Origin of the sequence: Mailhella massiliensis (assembly GCF_020741395.1) — a bacterium.
Taxonomy (GTDB): Bacteria; Desulfobacterota; Desulfovibrionia; order Desulfovibrionales; family Desulfovibrionaceae; genus Mailhella; species Mailhella massiliensis_A.
Genome location: NZ_DYZA01000237.1, coordinates 1 through 15,530, shown reverse-complemented (window position 1 = coordinate 15,530; position 15,530 = coordinate 1). Strand labels below are relative to the sequence as shown.

General features: G+C 61.1%; 12 protein-coding genes. 4 read left to right on the top strand and 8 right to left on the bottom strand.

Annotation, left to right across the window (positions count from 1 at the left end; genetic code table 11):
• Positions 1 to 111: 111 nt before the first annotated feature.
• From K8W16_RS11605 to rnc, 7 genes are all read right to left on the bottom strand, one after another.
• Positions 112 to 1,224: an efflux RND transporter periplasmic adaptor subunit gene (locus tag K8W16_RS11605; protein ID WP_304124012.1), complete on the bottom strand. Its 1,113-nt coding sequence runs from the start codon at positions 1,222 to 1,224 to the stop codon at positions 112 to 114.
• 172 nt (positions 1,225 to 1,396) lie between these two features.
• Positions 1,397 to 2,170: an RNA methyltransferase gene (locus tag K8W16_RS11600; RefSeq protein WP_304124009.1), complete on the bottom strand. Its 774-nt coding sequence runs from the start codon at positions 2,168 to 2,170 to the stop codon at positions 1,397 to 1,399.
• Positions 2,171 to 2,283: 113 nt separating this feature from the next.
• Complete coding sequence (locus K8W16_RS11595; RefSeq protein ID WP_304124006.1) at positions 2,284 to 2,799, bottom strand: DUF456 domain-containing protein; 516 nt, start codon at positions 2,797 to 2,799, stop codon at positions 2,284 to 2,286.
• Entirely contained in the window at positions 2,796 to 3,614 is an 819-nt protein-coding gene (locus K8W16_RS11590) for a DUF1786 family protein (protein WP_304124004.1), read from the bottom strand. The genes K8W16_RS11595 and K8W16_RS11590 overlap by 4 nt, the downstream gene beginning before the upstream one ends.
• Positions 3,615 to 3,821: 207 nt before the next feature.
• Complete coding sequence (locus tag K8W16_RS11585; protein ID WP_304124001.1) at positions 3,822 to 5,834, bottom strand: peptidase U32 family protein; 2,013 nt, start codon at positions 5,832 to 5,834, stop codon at positions 3,822 to 3,824.
• A gap of 6 nt (positions 5,835 to 5,840) precedes the next feature.
• Positions 5,841 to 10,190 (bottom strand): 2-hydroxyacyl-CoA dehydratase, encoded by a 4,350-nt coding sequence (locus tag K8W16_RS11580; RefSeq protein ID WP_304123999.1) that lies wholly within the window; start codon positions 10,188 to 10,190, stop codon positions 5,841 to 5,843.
• A 263-nt stretch (positions 10,191 to 10,453) separates the two neighbouring features.
• Positions 10,454 to 11,170: a ribonuclease III gene (gene rnc, locus K8W16_RS11575; protein ID WP_304123996.1), complete on the bottom strand. Its 717-nt coding sequence runs from the start codon at positions 11,168 to 11,170 to the stop codon at positions 10,454 to 10,456.
• 124 nt (positions 11,171 to 11,294) lie between these two features.
• On the opposite strand from rnc, the gene K8W16_RS11570 reads away from it, so the two are divergent.
• The gene (locus K8W16_RS11570) at positions 11,295 to 11,621 is read left to right on the top strand and encodes a hypothetical protein (protein ID WP_304123994.1); all 327 of its coding nucleotides are present in this window, start codon (positions 11,295 to 11,297) and stop codon (positions 11,619 to 11,621) included.
• 275 nt (positions 11,622 to 11,896) lie between these two features.
• Here the strand turns inward: K8W16_RS11570 and K8W16_RS11565 are convergent, their stop codons facing one another.
• Positions 11,897 to 12,481, bottom strand: coding sequence for a DVU0298 family protein (locus tag K8W16_RS11565; protein ID WP_304123992.1), 585 nt, complete (start codon positions 12,479 to 12,481; stop codon positions 11,897 to 11,899).
• 179 nt (positions 12,482 to 12,660) lie between these two features.
• On the opposite strand from K8W16_RS11565, the gene K8W16_RS11560 reads away from it, so the two are divergent.
• From K8W16_RS11560 to K8W16_RS11550, 3 genes are all read left to right on the top strand, one after another.
• Positions 12,661 to 12,927 carry a PxxKW family cysteine-rich protein gene (locus K8W16_RS11560; RefSeq protein WP_304123989.1) on the top strand — a complete coding sequence of 89 codons (267 nt, stop codon included), beginning with the start codon at positions 12,661 to 12,663 and terminating at the stop codon, positions 12,925 to 12,927.
• Between the two features lie 150 nt (positions 12,928 to 13,077).
• Positions 13,078 to 14,322 carry a M20 family metallo-hydrolase gene (locus tag K8W16_RS11555; RefSeq protein ID WP_304123987.1) on the top strand — a complete coding sequence of 415 codons (1,245 nt, stop codon included), beginning with the start codon at positions 13,078 to 13,080 and terminating at the stop codon, positions 14,320 to 14,322.
• A 14-nt stretch (positions 14,323 to 14,336) separates the two neighbouring features.
• Complete coding sequence (locus tag K8W16_RS11550) at positions 14,337 to 15,461, top strand: glycosyltransferase family 4 protein (protein ID WP_304123985.1); 1,125 nt, start codon at positions 14,337 to 14,339, stop codon at positions 15,459 to 15,461.
• The last annotated feature ends 69 nt before the right edge of the window (positions 15,462 to 15,530 follow it).

Genomic DNA, 15,530 nt, shown 5'->3' with positions numbered 1-15,530 from the left:
TGGGGTTTTCGCTGAGAGGCAGGCGCAGATAGCTCATCCAGCCGAAAATGAGTATACCCATCATGAGCAGCGTGGTGGCGACGGGCCTTTTGATGAACAGCGTCGACATGTTCATAAGCGCTCTCCCGCGGCCTGCACGAGCGCGGGTTCATGCAGGCGTATGGGCATGCCGTCCTTCAGACGCACATGCCCTTCAAGCACGACGGATTCGCCTTGGGAAAGGCCGCTCGATATGACGGTGACGCCGTCGTTTTCCACATCCGTAGTCACAAGGCGTATACGCGCGGTCTTGTCATTCCCGACCACATAGACGAAGGGCCCGTCCGGACCGAGAAGCACGGCGCGGCTCGGCACGGTGACGGCGTTCTTCCTCGTGTCGAGCTTCAGGCGCACACGGAGAAATTCCCCGGGCCAGAGCGTCACGTCGCTGTTGGCAAAGCGGGCCTTCAGGGGGACGGTGCCGGTATCGGCGTCCACATTGCCCACAAAGATCACATCGCCCTCGATGGGGTCGCCCCCCTTGCTTGTGGCAGCTACCTGAAGCCCGGTGTCGCGCACGTTGCGCCGCACCAGAGGAAGGTGTTTTTCCGGGATGCTGAAGGTGATATCCGCAGGCTGGAAGGCGTCCAGCACCACAAGCAGCGTCTGCGCGGTGAGCACGTTGCCTCTGTCCACCTTGATATCGCCGGCGCGGCCGTCCATGGGGGCGCGTATTTCGCAGTAGGAAAGGTCGAGCTCGGCCTTTTCCAGGGCGGCTTCATCTTCCCGCACGTCGGCCTGGGCGCTGACCATGGTCACGCGGGTGGCGTCGGTTTCCGCCGCGCTGGAAAAGCCGCCCTTTTTCATTTTCAGCGCCCGGGCATAGTCGTCCTGAGCCTTGGCGAGCTTTGCTCTGTCGCTCTCCAGCCTTGCCTTGGCCTGATGGAGGGCTATTTCATAGGGTTCCTTTTCAATGACGAAAAGAAGTTGTCCCTTTTGCACATGTTCGCCGTCTTTAATAAGCACCTGCTGAAGTTCTCCGCCCGTGCGCGAAACGATGTTCACTGTTGCGGAAGGTTCCACCGTGCCCACGGCCTCTATCATGTAGGGCACGTCTTTGGTTTCGGACACGGCCAGAGTAACCAGGGCCGAGCGCTGCGCCGGTTTCCGGGCTTCCTTATTTTCACCGGTACAGGCAAAAAGCAGCACGGCGCAGACGAGACAGAGAAGGATTCGAGCGGGCATGGGCACTCCTGGCGGATTTTTACAGGGAGGACTCTATCATCTATACGAGGAGAAAAAATTTCCTGTCAAGGAAGGTACGGGCAAGTGTTTTCTTTCAAAAACTTGCAGGAGCTTTTCCATGCAGGACGCTTGCGGCGGCCTTGGGGAAGAAGCGCGTTTTTGAGTGGGAGAACTACGGCCTCTCGGCCGGATCTTTGTGAGCAAGGTGCGCCATCTGACGGCAGATGCCCAGGAAAATATCCATTTCATGGCGGCGAAGATCAGCCCTGTCGAAAAATCTGGCCAGAGGCAGGAAGAAATGTTCGGGGTTGTCTCTGGGAATGGTGCCTATGTCCATAAGCATGTTCTTGAAGGCATGGAAGAAGAATTCCCGTTCCTCGCTGGTGACGCGACGGGAGAGACTGGGGTGGCTGTCTATTCTGGCGGTGTCGGGAAGGGCGAGATAACATTCATAGATCATGAGCAGCACGGCCTGCGCAAGGTTCAGGGAAGAAGCGTCGGGCGCCGTGGGTATAGTCACGAGCCTGCCGCAGTGCTCCAGGTCTTCGTTGCTGAGCCCTCGGTCTTCGGGGCCGAACATGATGGCGACCTCTTCTCCCAGGGCGAGGCGTTCCGCGATTTCCGCGGCGGCCTGGCGCGGCATGATGAGCTGCTGGCGCGCCCCCCCGGTGCGGGCCGTGGTGCCGATAACCAGCGTGCAGGGGGCTACGGCGTCATGGACGGAAGAGGTGACGGTTACGCTATCAAGCAGCGGGCGCCCCTGGCTGGTGGCCGTGGGCAGGGCCTTTTCGTAGTCCCATCGGCGCGGCTCGGCAAGGTAGAGGGGGGCGTGGCCGAAATTGGCGGAAGCTCGGGCGGCCATACCGATGTTTTCCGGGAAATTGGTGCGCACCAGTACAAGGCGCAGTTTCTGCATCATGGCGGCTATGTCGGAAGATGATTTCATGGCGGTTTCGGGCGAAAGCCCGCTCCTTTGATGGTGGATTGATGGAATATGCTCCTGCGGGAGGGACGGCGAGGCCTGAAGGTTTTCTGGGGCGGCCCTTTTCCTGCGCTCGCTTACAGGCTTTCCGGCCAGATGCGGGAAGCCGTGAGTGCCAGCATGGCCATGCCGAGGCCGAATTTGATGACCATGCCGAGGAACCTGCCTACGAACGCGCCCTGCGCGGCCCGCAGGGCCAGGGGCCAGGGCTGGCGGCGAAGGAGGAGCTCGGCCAGAAGACAGCCCGCCCAGGCTCCGAGAAGCGCGCCGAATACCGCCCCCAGGCCGAAGAGGAAGGGCGCGCCCAGGATTGCTCCTGCGATGGTTCCGAGTATGCCCGCGATGGTGGAGACTTTGGAGGAGCCGTATTTTTTTGCGCCCCAGAGCTGTGCTCCGAATTCCACGGCTTCTCCGGCCACGGCAAGGCCGATGAACAGCACGAAAAACAGGGTGTCCAGCCCGCTTTGCGGCACGAGCAGCGCCCACGCGAGGACAAGCGCAGCCATGGCCCAGTTTCCGGGCAGGGTGACGAGGTTGAGCAGAACGCAGACGCCGAGGGCCAGAAGGAAGACGGAGGCGAAGAATGCGCTCATGCGCCCTGCCTCCGGGACAGACCGAAGCAGAGGCCTAAGCAGCGCTCGAAGCCCTCTTCTTCGGGGACGAAGAGTCTGCCCGCCCCCTGGAGGGAGAGACTTTGAGGCCCCAGTATCCATGTAGGGCGGAAGCCCTCCGCTTCGGCGGGAAAATCGCCGCAGATGCAGCCGTGCCCGCCTTCTGCGCGTACCTTTTCCTCGGGCAGCCAGTTCAGGCGAAGCTCGTGCAGATCGGCAAGGAGCGCCTCGCGGCTTATGCCCGTATGCTGCTCATACAGGCCGAGCAGCTTTTCCTGATAGATCATGAAGGCCTGAATATGCCTTTCCCCTGCCCAGAGCACGGTAACGCCTTCCTGCCAGGAGCGCTCACGCAGTTTTTCAAGGCTCAGGGCAAAGAGTGCGGCGGCCGCGCCGCTGTCCGCGCCGAGCGTATGTCCGAAGGCCTTTTTTGCTTCGGCCATGAGGGGGGAAACTTCCCATCCGGGCATATTTTCCCGCAGGAAAAGCTCCAAGCTTCCTCCGGTACGGCGAAGCTCCTCCCGCCAACGCTCCATGCGCTCCGCTCGGGCTCCAGCCCTTGCCGAAGGGGTGTTCATGGTGCACACCAGGGTAAGCACCGGCATGGGCAGGCGCGAGATTTTCAGAAATTCCAGTGCTCCTTCCACGGGCTTTTCCGCGGGAAGGAGCGTTTTGGGCCAGGCGGAAGGTTCCGCGCCGGGCAGGGCCAGAAGAACTGCCGTGCGGCGGCTTCCGTTATCGAGAAAGAGGATCGGCCCCGTGAGAGGAGAGCCGTTCGCCAGTGGGGAATAAGACATGACAATGCTCGGTGCGCGAAGCGGAAGGCCGCCTGCGCCATTATGTTCGAGGGAGCAAGGCTCCCGTATCAGCGTGAACTTTTTCCGGGAGGGCGTTTTTCCCGCGCAGGGCCTTCCCTGAGTCTCTGCACGCCTGCGGGCCTTGCCGCCTTTTTGCCGGGGATACGGCAAAAGCCGTGCCGGTTGTCCGGCACGGCCCAGAAAATGCTACAGGAGCGAGCCGTTCCAGTTGAATTCGCTGGTACGGCGCAGAGGCGGCAGGTTCGGCGGCAGGTTTTCCTCCAGGCGGGCGAAGAAGGCATAGCCTGCGCCTTCCAGCTCCTGCCTGTGGGCGGAAAGATCCATGGGCCATGCCGGGTACATCCAGAGGTTATGCCCGTAGTTACGCGCCCAGAAGGCTTCTCCCTTGGGGCTGAAGAAGGCTTCGTTGGCCCTGACCTGGTTCATTCCGTGGCGCGATATGCCCACGGGCCAGTAGCCGGAAAGCACCATGCCCATAGGCAGGCAGCACTGTCGAGGAAGGGCGAGATAGTCTTCGCCGGAAAGCTCGGGGCTGGCAAATGCCGCCTCGAAGCCCATGCCCGCAAGCACGGCCACGGCCGCCGGGTTGGAGATGTTGCAGAAAGGCCCGGCCGTGAGATGCGGGCGGCGCTTTTCATTTTCCGTAGGGAAAAGTCCGGCCTGCCAGGGCGCGTTGCACACGAAATGCGTGGCTCCGTCCCTCAGGGCTTCGGCGATGAGGCGCTGCCACAGCTCGCTTTCATCCGGCCAGATCACCGGGGGCAGCCACCAGGAAATGCGCGGCATGACGGTGCGGGATACGGCGCGCAGCGTGTTGGCGGACATCCACAGCGCCGTCATCACGGAGCGGGAGGAGCGCGTCTCTCGGCCCTGAGGAAGGCTGGAGCGTACCAGATAGTCCTGCTGACGGCGGGTGCGTACCGGGCGGGGAAGGTGCGGAGTCCATTCCACAAGGGGGCTTTCCACCTTGCGGCAGGCTTCCAGCTTCTTTTCCCATTCCTGAAGAATATGCACAAGCTCCGGCTCCCTGCGGTCAATGAGGAAGACGGGCACCCCTGCTTTCGGCATTTTGTGGCGGGAGAGGCGCAGAGTGCAGGAACCGGCCTTGGGCGTGCGCCGCGTCACGGGGATGGTGTCGTGCCAGGGTTCGTCCTCATAGCCTATGCGCAGAAGATCCTTGGGCAGAAGTTCCAGACGGGGCTTGATGAAGGGCAGGGACGGCACGCCGTTTTTCTTTTCAAACTGGATCTTGCCCACCAGCATGCCGGAGCTCGTGGGCTCGTCGGGTGTGGAGATGCGGACGTCCTTCTGCGGGAGGAAGCGCGCACGGGTGACGGGGCGGCCCAGGGCCATGTCCAGAAGGGCTTCGGCGTCCTTCTTGGCATGGGGCCAGTCGGGAGTGCCTGTGGCGTCGAGCAGCATACGGTAGGCCGCCACTACATGGTAGACATAGTGGGGGCCCTTCTTGCGGCCTTCTATCTTGAGGCTGCGGACATGGGGAATGTCCGCCAGAGTCTTGACCAGCACATCAAGGGAAAGGTCCTGACAGGAGAAGAAGCGGCCTTCGCGCCCTTTCTGCTTGTAGATGCGGCGGCAGGGCTGGACGCATCGGCCCCGCAGGCCGCTTTTGCCGCCGAGATAGCTCGACCAGTAGCACCGGCCGGAAACACACCAGCAGAGCGCCCCGTGGATGAACATTTCAAAATCCATGTTCTCCGGGGCTTCCTCGTCCATCTGCCGTATTTCGTCGATGGAAAGCTCCCGCGGCAGCACCACGCGCTGTACGCCGAGCTTCTGCACGGCTTCAAGGTCGCGGGGGTGGGAAATATTGGACAGGGTGGAGAGGTGCAGCTCGCCTTCAAAACCGGCCTGCCGGGCCACCTCGATGAGACCTATGTCCTGGATGATGAGGCCGTGGGGCTGCGCATCGCGCTGGAGGCGCTTGATGAGCCTGCCTGCGGAGAGTATGTCGCTTCCCTTGATGAGGGAATTGAAGGCCACATAGATTCTGCGGCCGTTCTGGTTGGCCAGATCCACCATGCGCGCGAGCTCGGTGGTGCTGAAGTTTTCCGCGCCCGCGCGGGCGGAGAAGTTCTTGAGGCCGAGATAGGTGGCGTCCGCACCGGCGGCCATGGCTGCGAGAAAGCAGGACATGTCGCCGGCGGGAGCCAGAAGTTCAGGCAGAGAGCTTGATATCATGATATCCTATGTTGACGGCTGACCTCCGGCGCATTTCTGCCTGGCCACGGCCATCATGAGTTTTATCCGGTTTATCTGGTTCACTTCGCTCGCGCCGGGGTCGTAGTCCACGGCGGCGATGTTGGCTTCGGGGAAGCGGCGTTTGAGTTCCTTGATGACACCCTTACCCGTGATGTGGTTGGGCAGGCAGCCGAAAGGTTGCATGCAGAGGATGTTGCGTATGCGCCCGTGCAGAAGCTCCATCATTTCTGCGGTAAGCAGCCAGCCTTCGCCGGTCTGCTGACCGAGGGAAACTACACCGTTCACCTGTTCGCGCAATTTGCGGAAGGGAAGGGGGGGAGAGAATCTCCGGCTTCTTGCAAGCACGAACCTGAGCGGCAACCGCAATGTCAGGAGGGCGCGCAAAAGCAGGTTGCTTATCGTAGCGCGGCCCATGCTGCCGTTGTGGTGCTGCCAACGATACACTTCATCGTACAATCCGTACAGAATAAAATCGGTGAAGTCAGGCATGACGGCTTCGCCGCCTTCAGCTTCCACGACCTTGACCGCGTTGTTGTTGGCGTCGGGATGATACTTCAAAAGGATTTCGCCCACAAGTCCGACTCTGGGCCTGCGGGGCTCGTCCTTAAGAGGAAGCGCGTCGAATTCGCGCACAAGCTCGCCGAGGTGGCGGTAGGTGCTGCGCAGGGCGCCGTCGCGGATATCCTTGTCGAGAATGTCCGCCCAGCGTGAGGCCAGCTCTTCGGCGCTGCCTTTCCTGCATTCGTAGGGCCTTGTGCGGTACAGAAGACGCATGAGCGTGTCGCCGCACAGAAGCGCCTGCACACCGCGCAGAAGCATGCGCCCTGTGACGCGGAAGCCGGGGTTACGCCCGAGCCCCGACAGGTTGAAGGAAATCACGGGAATATCGGTCAGCCCGCATTCTTTGAGGGCCTTGTAGAGGAAGCCTATGTAGTTGGTGGCGCGACAGCCGCCGCCCGTCTGGGAAAGAATGAGCGCGATGCGGTGTCTGTCGTACCTGCCGCTTTGTATGGCATGAAGCAGCTGGCCGATCACGGTGATAGCCGGGTAGCAGGCGTCGTTGTTCACATGGCGCAGGCCTTCCTCCACGGCTTCCCGGGAAACGGACTCCAGCAGTTCCGCCTTGTAGCCGCAGGCGTGCAGCATGGAGGGCAGGAATTGGAAGTGGATGGGCGACATTTGCGGGATGAGTATGGTGTGGGTTTCCCGCATTTCTTCCGTGAAGTCCGGGGGAAGCCAGTCGTCGTCCTCCTCCACCGGGGCCATGGGCAGAAGGGTGGCGAAGTCCGGAAGGGCCGTCCGGGCGTGATGATGCCTGCGCTCCTTCATGGTGGCAAGCAGGGAGCGCACGCGGATGCGAGCCGCGCCGAGATTTGCCCCCTCGTCGATTTTGATCTGCGTGTAGAGCCTGCCGGAACCGGCGAGTATTTCCTCCACCTGGTCGGCCGTCACGGCGTCGAGCCCGCAGCCGAAGGAAACGAGCTGCACGAGGGAGACCTGATCCGACTGCGCGGCATAGGCCGCCGCCCGGTACAGCCTTGCGTGGAAGGTCCACTGATCCACCACGCGCAGCCTGCCGGGATCGGGCATGAGATGCGCCACGGAATCTTCCGTGAGCACGGCGAGGCTGGAGGCGGTGATGAGGTCGGGAATACCGTGATGGACTTCCGGGTCCACATGATAGGGATGGCCGGCAAGAATGATGCCCATTTTGCCGGTCTCTTTGAGAAAGTCCAGCACTTCCCGGCCCTTTTCCCTCAAGTCATCCTTGAACTTCTTCTTTTCCCGGAAGGCTTCTTCCAGCGCTTCCTGAAGTTCGGCTCTCGGGATGTTGCGGAAAAGGTCGAGCTGGAGCAGCATGTTGATGAGTCCGTCCAGCTCCACGGGAAGGAAGGGGCAGATGAGTTCCACTCCCTGTTCCCGAAGCTTTTCCACATTGTTTTTCAGAAGTTCCGGATAGCCGCCCACCACGGGGCAGTTGTAGTGGTTGTCCTGAGTGAAGAATTCCTTCCGTTCAAAGGCGATGCAGGGGTAGAAAATGCGGTGCACGCCCTTCTGGATAAGATCCATGATATGGCCGTGACTGAGCTTTGCCGGATAGCATACCGTCTGCGAAGGTATGGTGGCCATACCTTTGGCGAACATTTTTTTGGAAGAGTCGGAGGAAAGTACTACGCGGAAGCCCAGCTTCGTGAACAGCGTGAACCACATGGGGTAGTCTTCATACATGTTCAGTACGCGGGGGATACCTATGGTTCCGCGCGGGGCCTTATCGGGCGTAAGGGGCGTATAGTGGCCGAACAGCCTTTTGTATTTGTAATCAAAGAGGTTGGGCAGGCTTTCGTCCGAGGCGCTCTTGCCCGCACCGCGTTCGCAGCGGTTGCCGGAAACGAAGCGCGAACCGTCGGAGAAGCGGTTCATGGTAAGCAGGCAGTGGTTGGAGCAGCCCTTGCACCGCGTCACGTTCCGTTCCGCATGGAAAGAGGCGAGTTCCTCGCGGGAGAGCAGGGGGGAACCGGCCGGAGATTCGTTTTCCTTGGCGATAAGGGCCGCGCCGAAGGCTCCCATGAGCCCGGCAATGTCGAGGCGCAGCACTTCCCGCCCGAGGCTGAGCTCCAGGGCGCGCAGGAGCGCGTCGTTTTTGAACGAACCGCCCTGGGCGATGACGTGCTCGCCGAGTTCTTCGGGGCTGGATATCTTGATGACCTTGTAGAGGGCGTTCTTTATCACGGAGTAGGAAAGGCCGGCGGCGATATCGCCCACGGAGCGGCCTTCCTTCTGCGCCTGCTTGACGCGCGAATTCATGAACACGGTACAGCGCGTGCCGAGATCCACGGGCTTTTCAGCGTGCAGAGCCTCATCCACAAAAGAGGGCAGATCCATGCCCAGGGACTTGGCGAAGGTCTCGATGAAGGAGCCGCAGCCTGCCGAGCAGGCTTCATTGAGCTGTATGCGGTCCACCATGCCGTCCTTCACATGGAGGCACTTGATATCCTGTCCGCCTATGTCGAGCACGAAGGTGACGTTTGGCAGGAAGAACTGCGCGGCTTTGCAGTGGGCCAGCGTCTCCACTTCGTCCACATCGGCGTGAAGCCCCGCACGGATGAGCCCGCCGCCGTAACCCGTGACACCCGCCGAGGCAATGCGCGCATGGGCGGGCAGCATGGCGTAGATATCCTTGAGTATCTGCACTGAGGCTTCAAGCGGACGTCCCTCACTCGGCGCGTAGGTATGGTAGAGGATGCGGCCCTTTTCGTCGGTCAGCACGGATTTGATGGTAGTGGAACCCGCGTCGATACCGAGATAGACGGAAGCGGGATGCTCTTCGCTGCCTTGCAGGTCGGAAAATGAAGCGCTTTCAGCCACATGCTTGCCGTGTCTTTCGCGGAAGGCGCGAAGCTCCTCTTCGTCGGTGAAAAGAGGAGGCAGGGAAACTTCATCCGAGACGTGGGAACCCGAGATCAGTTTTTCAGCAAGAGCCGACAGCTCTTCGGCTGTCCATACACGCTCTCCAACCTGCTGCTCGTCGCCGGGAAGCTCGTGCTGAAAAACGGAATGCATGGCCGTGCCCATGGCCACGAAGTATTCCGCATAAGGTGGGAAGACGGCGTTTTCTTCCGAAAGGGCCAGCGTTTCCACAAAGCGCTGCCGCAGGCTGCCGAGGAAGGCGAGGGGGCCTCCGAGAAAGGCCACCTTGCCTTCTATGGCACGGCCGCAGGCAAGGCCGCTGACGGCCTGTTCCACCACGGCTTGGAAAATGGAGGCGGCAATGTCTTCCCGTGCGCATCCTTCATTAAGAAGAGGGAGAATGTCGGTTTTGGCAAATACCCCGCAGCGCGATGCGATGGGATAAATGGTGCGGCTTCTCGCAGCCAGTTCGTTGAGGCCTGCGGCGTCGGTGTTGAGGAAGGCCGCCATCTGGTCGATGAAGGCGCCTGTTCCCCCGGCGCAGGTTTCATTCATGCGCTGTTCCACGCCGCCGGTGAAGAAGGTGATCTTCGCGTCTTCCCCGCCGAGTTCGATGGTTACATCGACATCGGGGATGCGGCGGCGGATGCTCTCCGCCGAGGCGATGACTTCCTGGACAAAGGGGATGCCCAGTTCTTCGGTAAGGGAAATGGCGCCGGAACCGGTAGCGGCCAGAGTGAAGGTATGCCCGAAGAGTCCGCCGTCGGCAAGCGCCTCACGGAAGAGCTGGGCTACAGTGGAGCGAACATCGGAAAGATGACGCTGGTAGCGCGCATAGAGCACGCGGGTAGAAGAGTCGAGGACAACAAGCTTCACCGTGGTGGAGCCGATATCAAGACCAATAGCCAAGGTCGACCTTGTATCCATACAAGACACCCTGAGGGAATCGAACGGACTCACTCTAAAAGAAAAGCCGGAAAAAGGCAAGGGCGCAGTTCATTTCGTTTGTCGGACAGAAGGCATGGCTCCGTCCGGAAAAGAGGGGCGAGGTCTTCTTTGCCGCTGAAGGGCGCGGAAAGTTATGCGGCATCTCCATTCCATGGTGAAGATGCCGCGCCCACGTCGCCTTGTGCCGCGAGGGAAAAAAGCCCCTGTTGCCGGGGGCATGAAAGGCGTTTTTCGCGCCGGGTTTATTCCGTGATGCCGAGGGCCGCCAACGCCAGACGCGCGGCCTCCTGTTCAGCGCGCTTCAGGCTCCCGCCTTCCGCAACGAAGCATCGGCCGTCGGAAAGTTCCAGCTGCACGCGGAAGGTCTTGGCGTGCTCCGGCCCCGTGCTGGAGAGGGGCAGATACACGGGCAGGGAATGGAGCCGGGCCTGGGTGGCTTCCTGCAGACGGGTCTTATAATCCTTGCTTTTTCTGTCGCTTTCCGGGTCGGGCCATTTGCCTGCGTAGAGGCGGTGGATGAGAGCCGAGGCCTCCTCGTGCCCGCCGTCCAGATACACGGCGCCGAGCACGGCTTCCATGGCGTCGGCGATAAGGGCGGGGCGTTCCCTTCCGCCCTGGGCCTCTTCCCCGCGCCCCATGAACAGCATCTCGCCGAGGCCCAGCCCTCTGGCCAGCTCGGCGAGCTTGCCCTCGCTCACCAGGCGGGAGCGCAGGCGCGTCATACCGCCTTCCCTTTCCTGAGGAAAGCGCCTGTAGATTTCATGGGAAACATTGACCTCCAGTACTGCGTCGCCCAGAAACTCCAGCCGCTCGTTGTGCAAGGTGTTGTGTTCGTTGGCCCAGGAACTGTGGGTCAGGGCCGTGGCCAGAAGCGAAATATCGCGGAAGCGGTACCCGAGGCGCACCTCAAGTTCCGCAAGGCGTTTCAGGCTGTCCGGGGAAAAGGCTGTCCTTTGCATGGCAAAACTCCTCATACCGGAAAGAAATAGGTTCATATGGCACACTTGGCAATACTTCCCGTCCGACTTGACAAGAAGGCCGGTACTTCCTACTTATCTACCACAACATTCAAGGAGTCCTGCTATGGCCTATGATATTCGTCTTGTAAAAATCGTGACCGGTGAGCTCATCATCGGCAAATTCGACGCCGAAGCCAACGCCCTGACCGACGTCGCCATCATGCAGACCGTGCCCACTCAGCAGGGCGTCCAGCTCATGATGCTCCCCTACGGCTATCCCTTCGATCAGGAATTCAACGGCCGCATCGAGGCCAAGCATTTCCTTTTCGAGTATTCCCATACCCCGCAGGAAGTGCAGGATAAGTACCTGGAAGCCTGTTCCAAGCTTTCCCTGTCTTCCGGCGGCCTGAACCCCAACCCTTCGCAGGGCGGCTCCGGCCTTATTCTGTAAGTCTTCTTGCAAAGCACAAAAAAAAGAGCTTCCGGCCATGCGGGAAGCTCTTTTTTTGTGCTTCGGATAGCGGGCTCAAAGTCCTTCCCTCACGCCGGGATATGCCGGCTCCGTCCCGCCGTGCTGTTTCATGCAGGAGAGGCCTTCTTTTTCAGGCACGGCCCTGCGCCCGGGGCGCGGACCCGGGAAAAGTTTTGCGGCCGCGCAGGGGAAGGCCCGGAAGAAGGGGAGAATACGCTGTCGCACGGCGCTTTTCTCCGTTCCCGTCGGCGGGATTACAAGGCGGTGAGCATGTACTTCCGCACCAGGGCGCGGGCCGCGTCGCGGCAGGGCTCATCCGTTTCGTTCTGTGCGGAAAGGCGCAGGAGGGGCATGGCCTCGGCCACGAAATCCGGCCTCGCCTCCAGAAGACGCGCTATGGCATGGTAGCAGGAAATGCGCAGGGGCGCATGGTCGCAGAAGCCCGTGCTCTTTTCTTCCGGCGCGTCGTAGATATAATGGAGCAGCACGCGGCGGAAGGTATCGGCCAGGGGAGGTACCCGGGCCAGCGTTTCGCCGAAGGCCTCGGGAATGCCCCAACCTATGTTGCCCGATTCCTCGTTCATGTGCCACATGAAGCGGCGCACGATGTTCTTCGCGTCTTCCGGGGAAGTTTCATACACGCGGGCCATGACGACCCCCATGGCGAAGGCAGCGCGCTCGGCCGTGCTGCCCCCCTCCGTCAGGCAGGCGAAAAGGGCGTTGGCCAGGGAAAGGGGAGCGGCCTCTTCACATTCCGGAGGGAGCGGCTGATCCTCCGACCAGGAATCATTGCGGAACCACGCGCGGAGGGCGGTTTTCAGGGTGCGGAAACGGGGCATGGGGATACTCCTTCTTGCAAGGGGCAACATACTATGGATGCCCGGGCCATGTCCAGTTTTCCCGGTTTTTTGCGCCCCTTGCAATTGGGGCTTGACAGAAAGGCGATTACAGGACAATTATTCGAGTTCCTGTAGCGCTAACCAGCCCCGCCATGCGGGGAATTACTTGGAGGATTCCTATGAGCAAAGTTCTTCAGAACGCCGTCAAGACCGAAGCCGGTGTTGAAGTGAACGGCATTCCTGTTCAGCCCGTCGTTGAAAACTGCACCGGCTGCGATCGCGTCTGCGAATTCGAAGGCCAGCAGTTCTGCTCCAGCTACCCCATGCCCGCCAAGAAGTGGGTCTCCGGCAAGTGCAACTTCGCCACCCACGTCAAGATGGAAAGCACCGCCAAGGCCAAGGTCAACCCTCTGAAGGCTTCCAAGCGCGCCGCCAAGGGTCGCTAGGCCGTACCGTTTTTTCCGGGCCTTCGGGCCTGATGCGGGCCATGCGGCGGGGTGCCCCGGCATCTTCGCGGAGCCTTCCGCATTTTCTTCCGGCCTTCCCACCGGGCATTGCCAGGCGATGCCCGGTGTTAGGCATTTAATGGAGCTGATATGTCTCTGGAACAGAAAAATGAGATACTTGAGGCGCTTTCCGGCTGTGCCGGGCGCGTGTTTGAACTGCAAAGCACCCTGACGGCAGCGCGGGCTCTCGGCCCCGGCAACGGAGGAGATGGGGAGCAGCGCAAGGCCGATTACCTTGAAACGTGGCTTCGTTCCTTCGGTATCGACGAAATAGAACATGTGGACGCCGCCGACAGCCGTGTATCTTCCGGCAGAAGGCCCAATCTCATCGTGAGGATTCCGGGGCGTACTGCGCGCACATTGTGGATATTGGGCCACATGGATGTGGTGCCCGCAGGCGAGGAGAGCCTGTGGCATACCGACCCGTGGACGGTGACGCGCGACGAAAAGGATCCTGACCTCATCGTCGGGCGAGGCGTGGAAGACAATCAGCAGGCCATAGTCTGCGGCTGCCTGATCGCGGCGGCTTTGAAGGAACGGAACATCGTGCCCGATCTCGGCCTGGGGCTTATCTTTGTTTCCGATGAGGAAACGGGCAACGCCTACGGCATACAACATCTTTTCCGCGAGAAGCCTGATTTCATCGCCGAGGGCGACCTTGTCATGGTGCCTGATTCCGGCAGTGCCGACGGCCGCTTCATCGAAGTTGCGGAAAAGGGCATCCTGTGGCTGCGCGTGGTCATTGAAGGCCGCCAGTGCCATGCCTCCCGTCCCGACGAGGGCAACAACGCCCTTATGGCGGCGGCAGCCATGATACTCGGTGCGGCGGAAGTGGAGAAGCGTTTTTCCGCGAGGGACGGACTTTTTTCGCCTAACCGTTCTACCTTCACGCCCACGAGGCACGAAGCCAACGTGCCCAATGTGAACACTATTCCCGGCAGGGAAGTTTTTTATATCGACTGCCGCGTGCTGCCCTGTTATCCGCTTGCGGATGTGCTTGCCGCTTTCCGTGAGCTGGGGGCGCAGGTGGCGGAAAGCCGCGGCGTCCGTGTGGAGGTGGAGCCCTTCATGCAGGAGCCTGCGGCTGCTCCCACGCCGGAAGACAGCCCCGTGGTGACGAGCCTGAAAAAGGCGGTGAAGGAAGTACTGGGCGTGGATTGCCGCTGCGGCGGCATAGGCGGCTCCACCGTGGCCGTCAATTTCCGCGAGAGGGGCGTTCCCGCCGCCGTATGGTCGCTTATCTTTGAAAACTGCCACGCGCCCAATGAGGCCGCCCGCATTTCCTTTGCCGTCAAGGAAGCGCAGGTGTACGCTTCCATGCTCTTCAACGCATAGTGCCGGGAGTTGCCATGCGCTGCATACAGGTCGTCAATGTCCGCTGGTACAACGCCACAGCCTGGTACGGGGTGACGCTCGCGCATTGCCTGCAGAAGGCGGGGCATGAATCCCTTGTGGCAGGTCTTGCCGGAACGCCTCCGCTGGAAAAGGCGAAGGCGATGGGGCTTCCCACCATCGCGCTGCCCTTCAACACCCAGTCTCCCGTAAAGCTTGTGGAACTGTGGCGCGGCATGGGCGACCTTGTGCGTTCTTTCAGGCCGGATGTGGTCAACTGCCACCGGGGCGAGGCCTTCATTTTATGGGCGCTCATGAAAAGAAGCGGCGGTTTTGCCCTGGTGCGCACCCGGGGGGATCGCCGCCTGCCCCGGGGAGGTTTCGTGAACCGGTGGCTGCACTGTTCCGCGGCCGATGCCGTCATCGCCACCAACAGCCTCATGGCGCGGCATTTTTTCGAAGCCCTGCACGTTCCTTCCTCCCGTCTGCATACCATCCTGGGGGGGGTGGACACGGAGCGTTTCCATGCCGACGATGCGGCGCGGCAGAAAATGCGGCAGAGCTACGGCTACGGCGAGGATGATATCGTCATGGGCCTTTTGGGCCGCATGGACAGCGTGAAGGGTATTAAGGAAAGTATAGAAGCGCTGGCCCTTGCCCGGAAGCTTTCGTCCAAGGCGCAAAGGCTCCGCTTTCTCGTCATAGGCTTTGATTCCGAATTCAGCACGGCCGACGTGGCCCGATGGACAAGGGAGCAGGGGCTGGGGGAACTCGGGCATGTCGTTACCGTAACGGGGAAGGTGGAGTACCCTGAAGCCGTTATTTCCGCGCTGGATTTCGGTATTCTGGCTTCTCTCGGTTCAGAGGCCATTGCCCGGGCGGCTCTGGAGATCATGGCCTGCGGCGTGCCCCTCATTTCCTCCACCACCGGCGTCATGCCCGACCTCGTGCCCGGGCCTTACTGCTTCGCGCCCGGCGATACGCAGGCCATGGCAGAACGCATGGTGCAGGCTCTCGACGAAGAATGGCGCAGTGAGCTTGCCGGCATCTGCCGGGAACGCATTTTTCAGGGCGGCCTGAGGCTGGAGGATTTTCTTTCCTCCACCCTCAAGGTGTATGAAGAGGCCGTGCGCAGAACCTGAGCGGGGGGGCATGCGCCGATACGGGTGCCGTTCATGCGGGGCGCGGAAGAGCGCCGATACTTCCATGAA

Coding starts and splice junctions, on each gene's coding strand:
- K8W16_RS11585 (WP_304124001.1), bottom strand. CDS start 5,834: ATGATATCAAGCTCTCTGCCTGAACTTCTGGCTCCCGCCGGCGACATG.
- K8W16_RS11600 (WP_304124009.1), bottom strand. CDS start 2,170: ATGAAATCATCTTCCGACATAGCCGCCATGATGCAGAAACTGCGCCTT.
- K8W16_RS11570 (WP_304123994.1), top strand. CDS start 11,295: ATGGCCTATGATATTCGTCTTGTAAAAATCGTGACCGGTGAGCTCATC.
- K8W16_RS11560 (WP_304123989.1), top strand. CDS start 12,661: ATGAGCAAAGTTCTTCAGAACGCCGTCAAGACCGAAGCCGGTGTTGAA.
- K8W16_RS11605 (WP_304124012.1), bottom strand. CDS start 1,224: ATGCCCGCTCGAATCCTTCTCTGTCTCGTCTGCGCCGTGCTGCTTTTT.
- K8W16_RS11580 (WP_304123999.1), bottom strand. CDS start 10,190: ATGGATACAAGGTCGACCTTGGCTATTGGTCTTGATATCGGCTCCACC.
- K8W16_RS11550 (WP_304123985.1), top strand. CDS start 14,337: ATGCGCTGCATACAGGTCGTCAATGTCCGCTGGTACAACGCCACAGCC.
- K8W16_RS11595 (WP_304124006.1), bottom strand. CDS start 2,799: ATGAGCGCATTCTTCGCCTCCGTCTTCCTTCTGGCCCTCGGCGTCTGC.
- K8W16_RS11590 (WP_304124004.1), bottom strand. CDS start 3,614: ATGTCTTATTCCCCACTGGCGAACGGCTCTCCTCTCACGGGGCCGATC.
- K8W16_RS11565 (WP_304123992.1), bottom strand. CDS start 12,481: ATGCCCCGTTTCCGCACCCTGAAAACCGCCCTCCGCGCGTGGTTCCGC.
- K8W16_RS11555 (WP_304123987.1), top strand. CDS start 13,078: ATGTCTCTGGAACAGAAAAATGAGATACTTGAGGCGCTTTCCGGCTGT.
- rnc (WP_304123996.1), bottom strand. CDS start 11,170: ATGCAAAGGACAGCCTTTTCCCCGGACAGCCTGAAACGCCTTGCGGAA.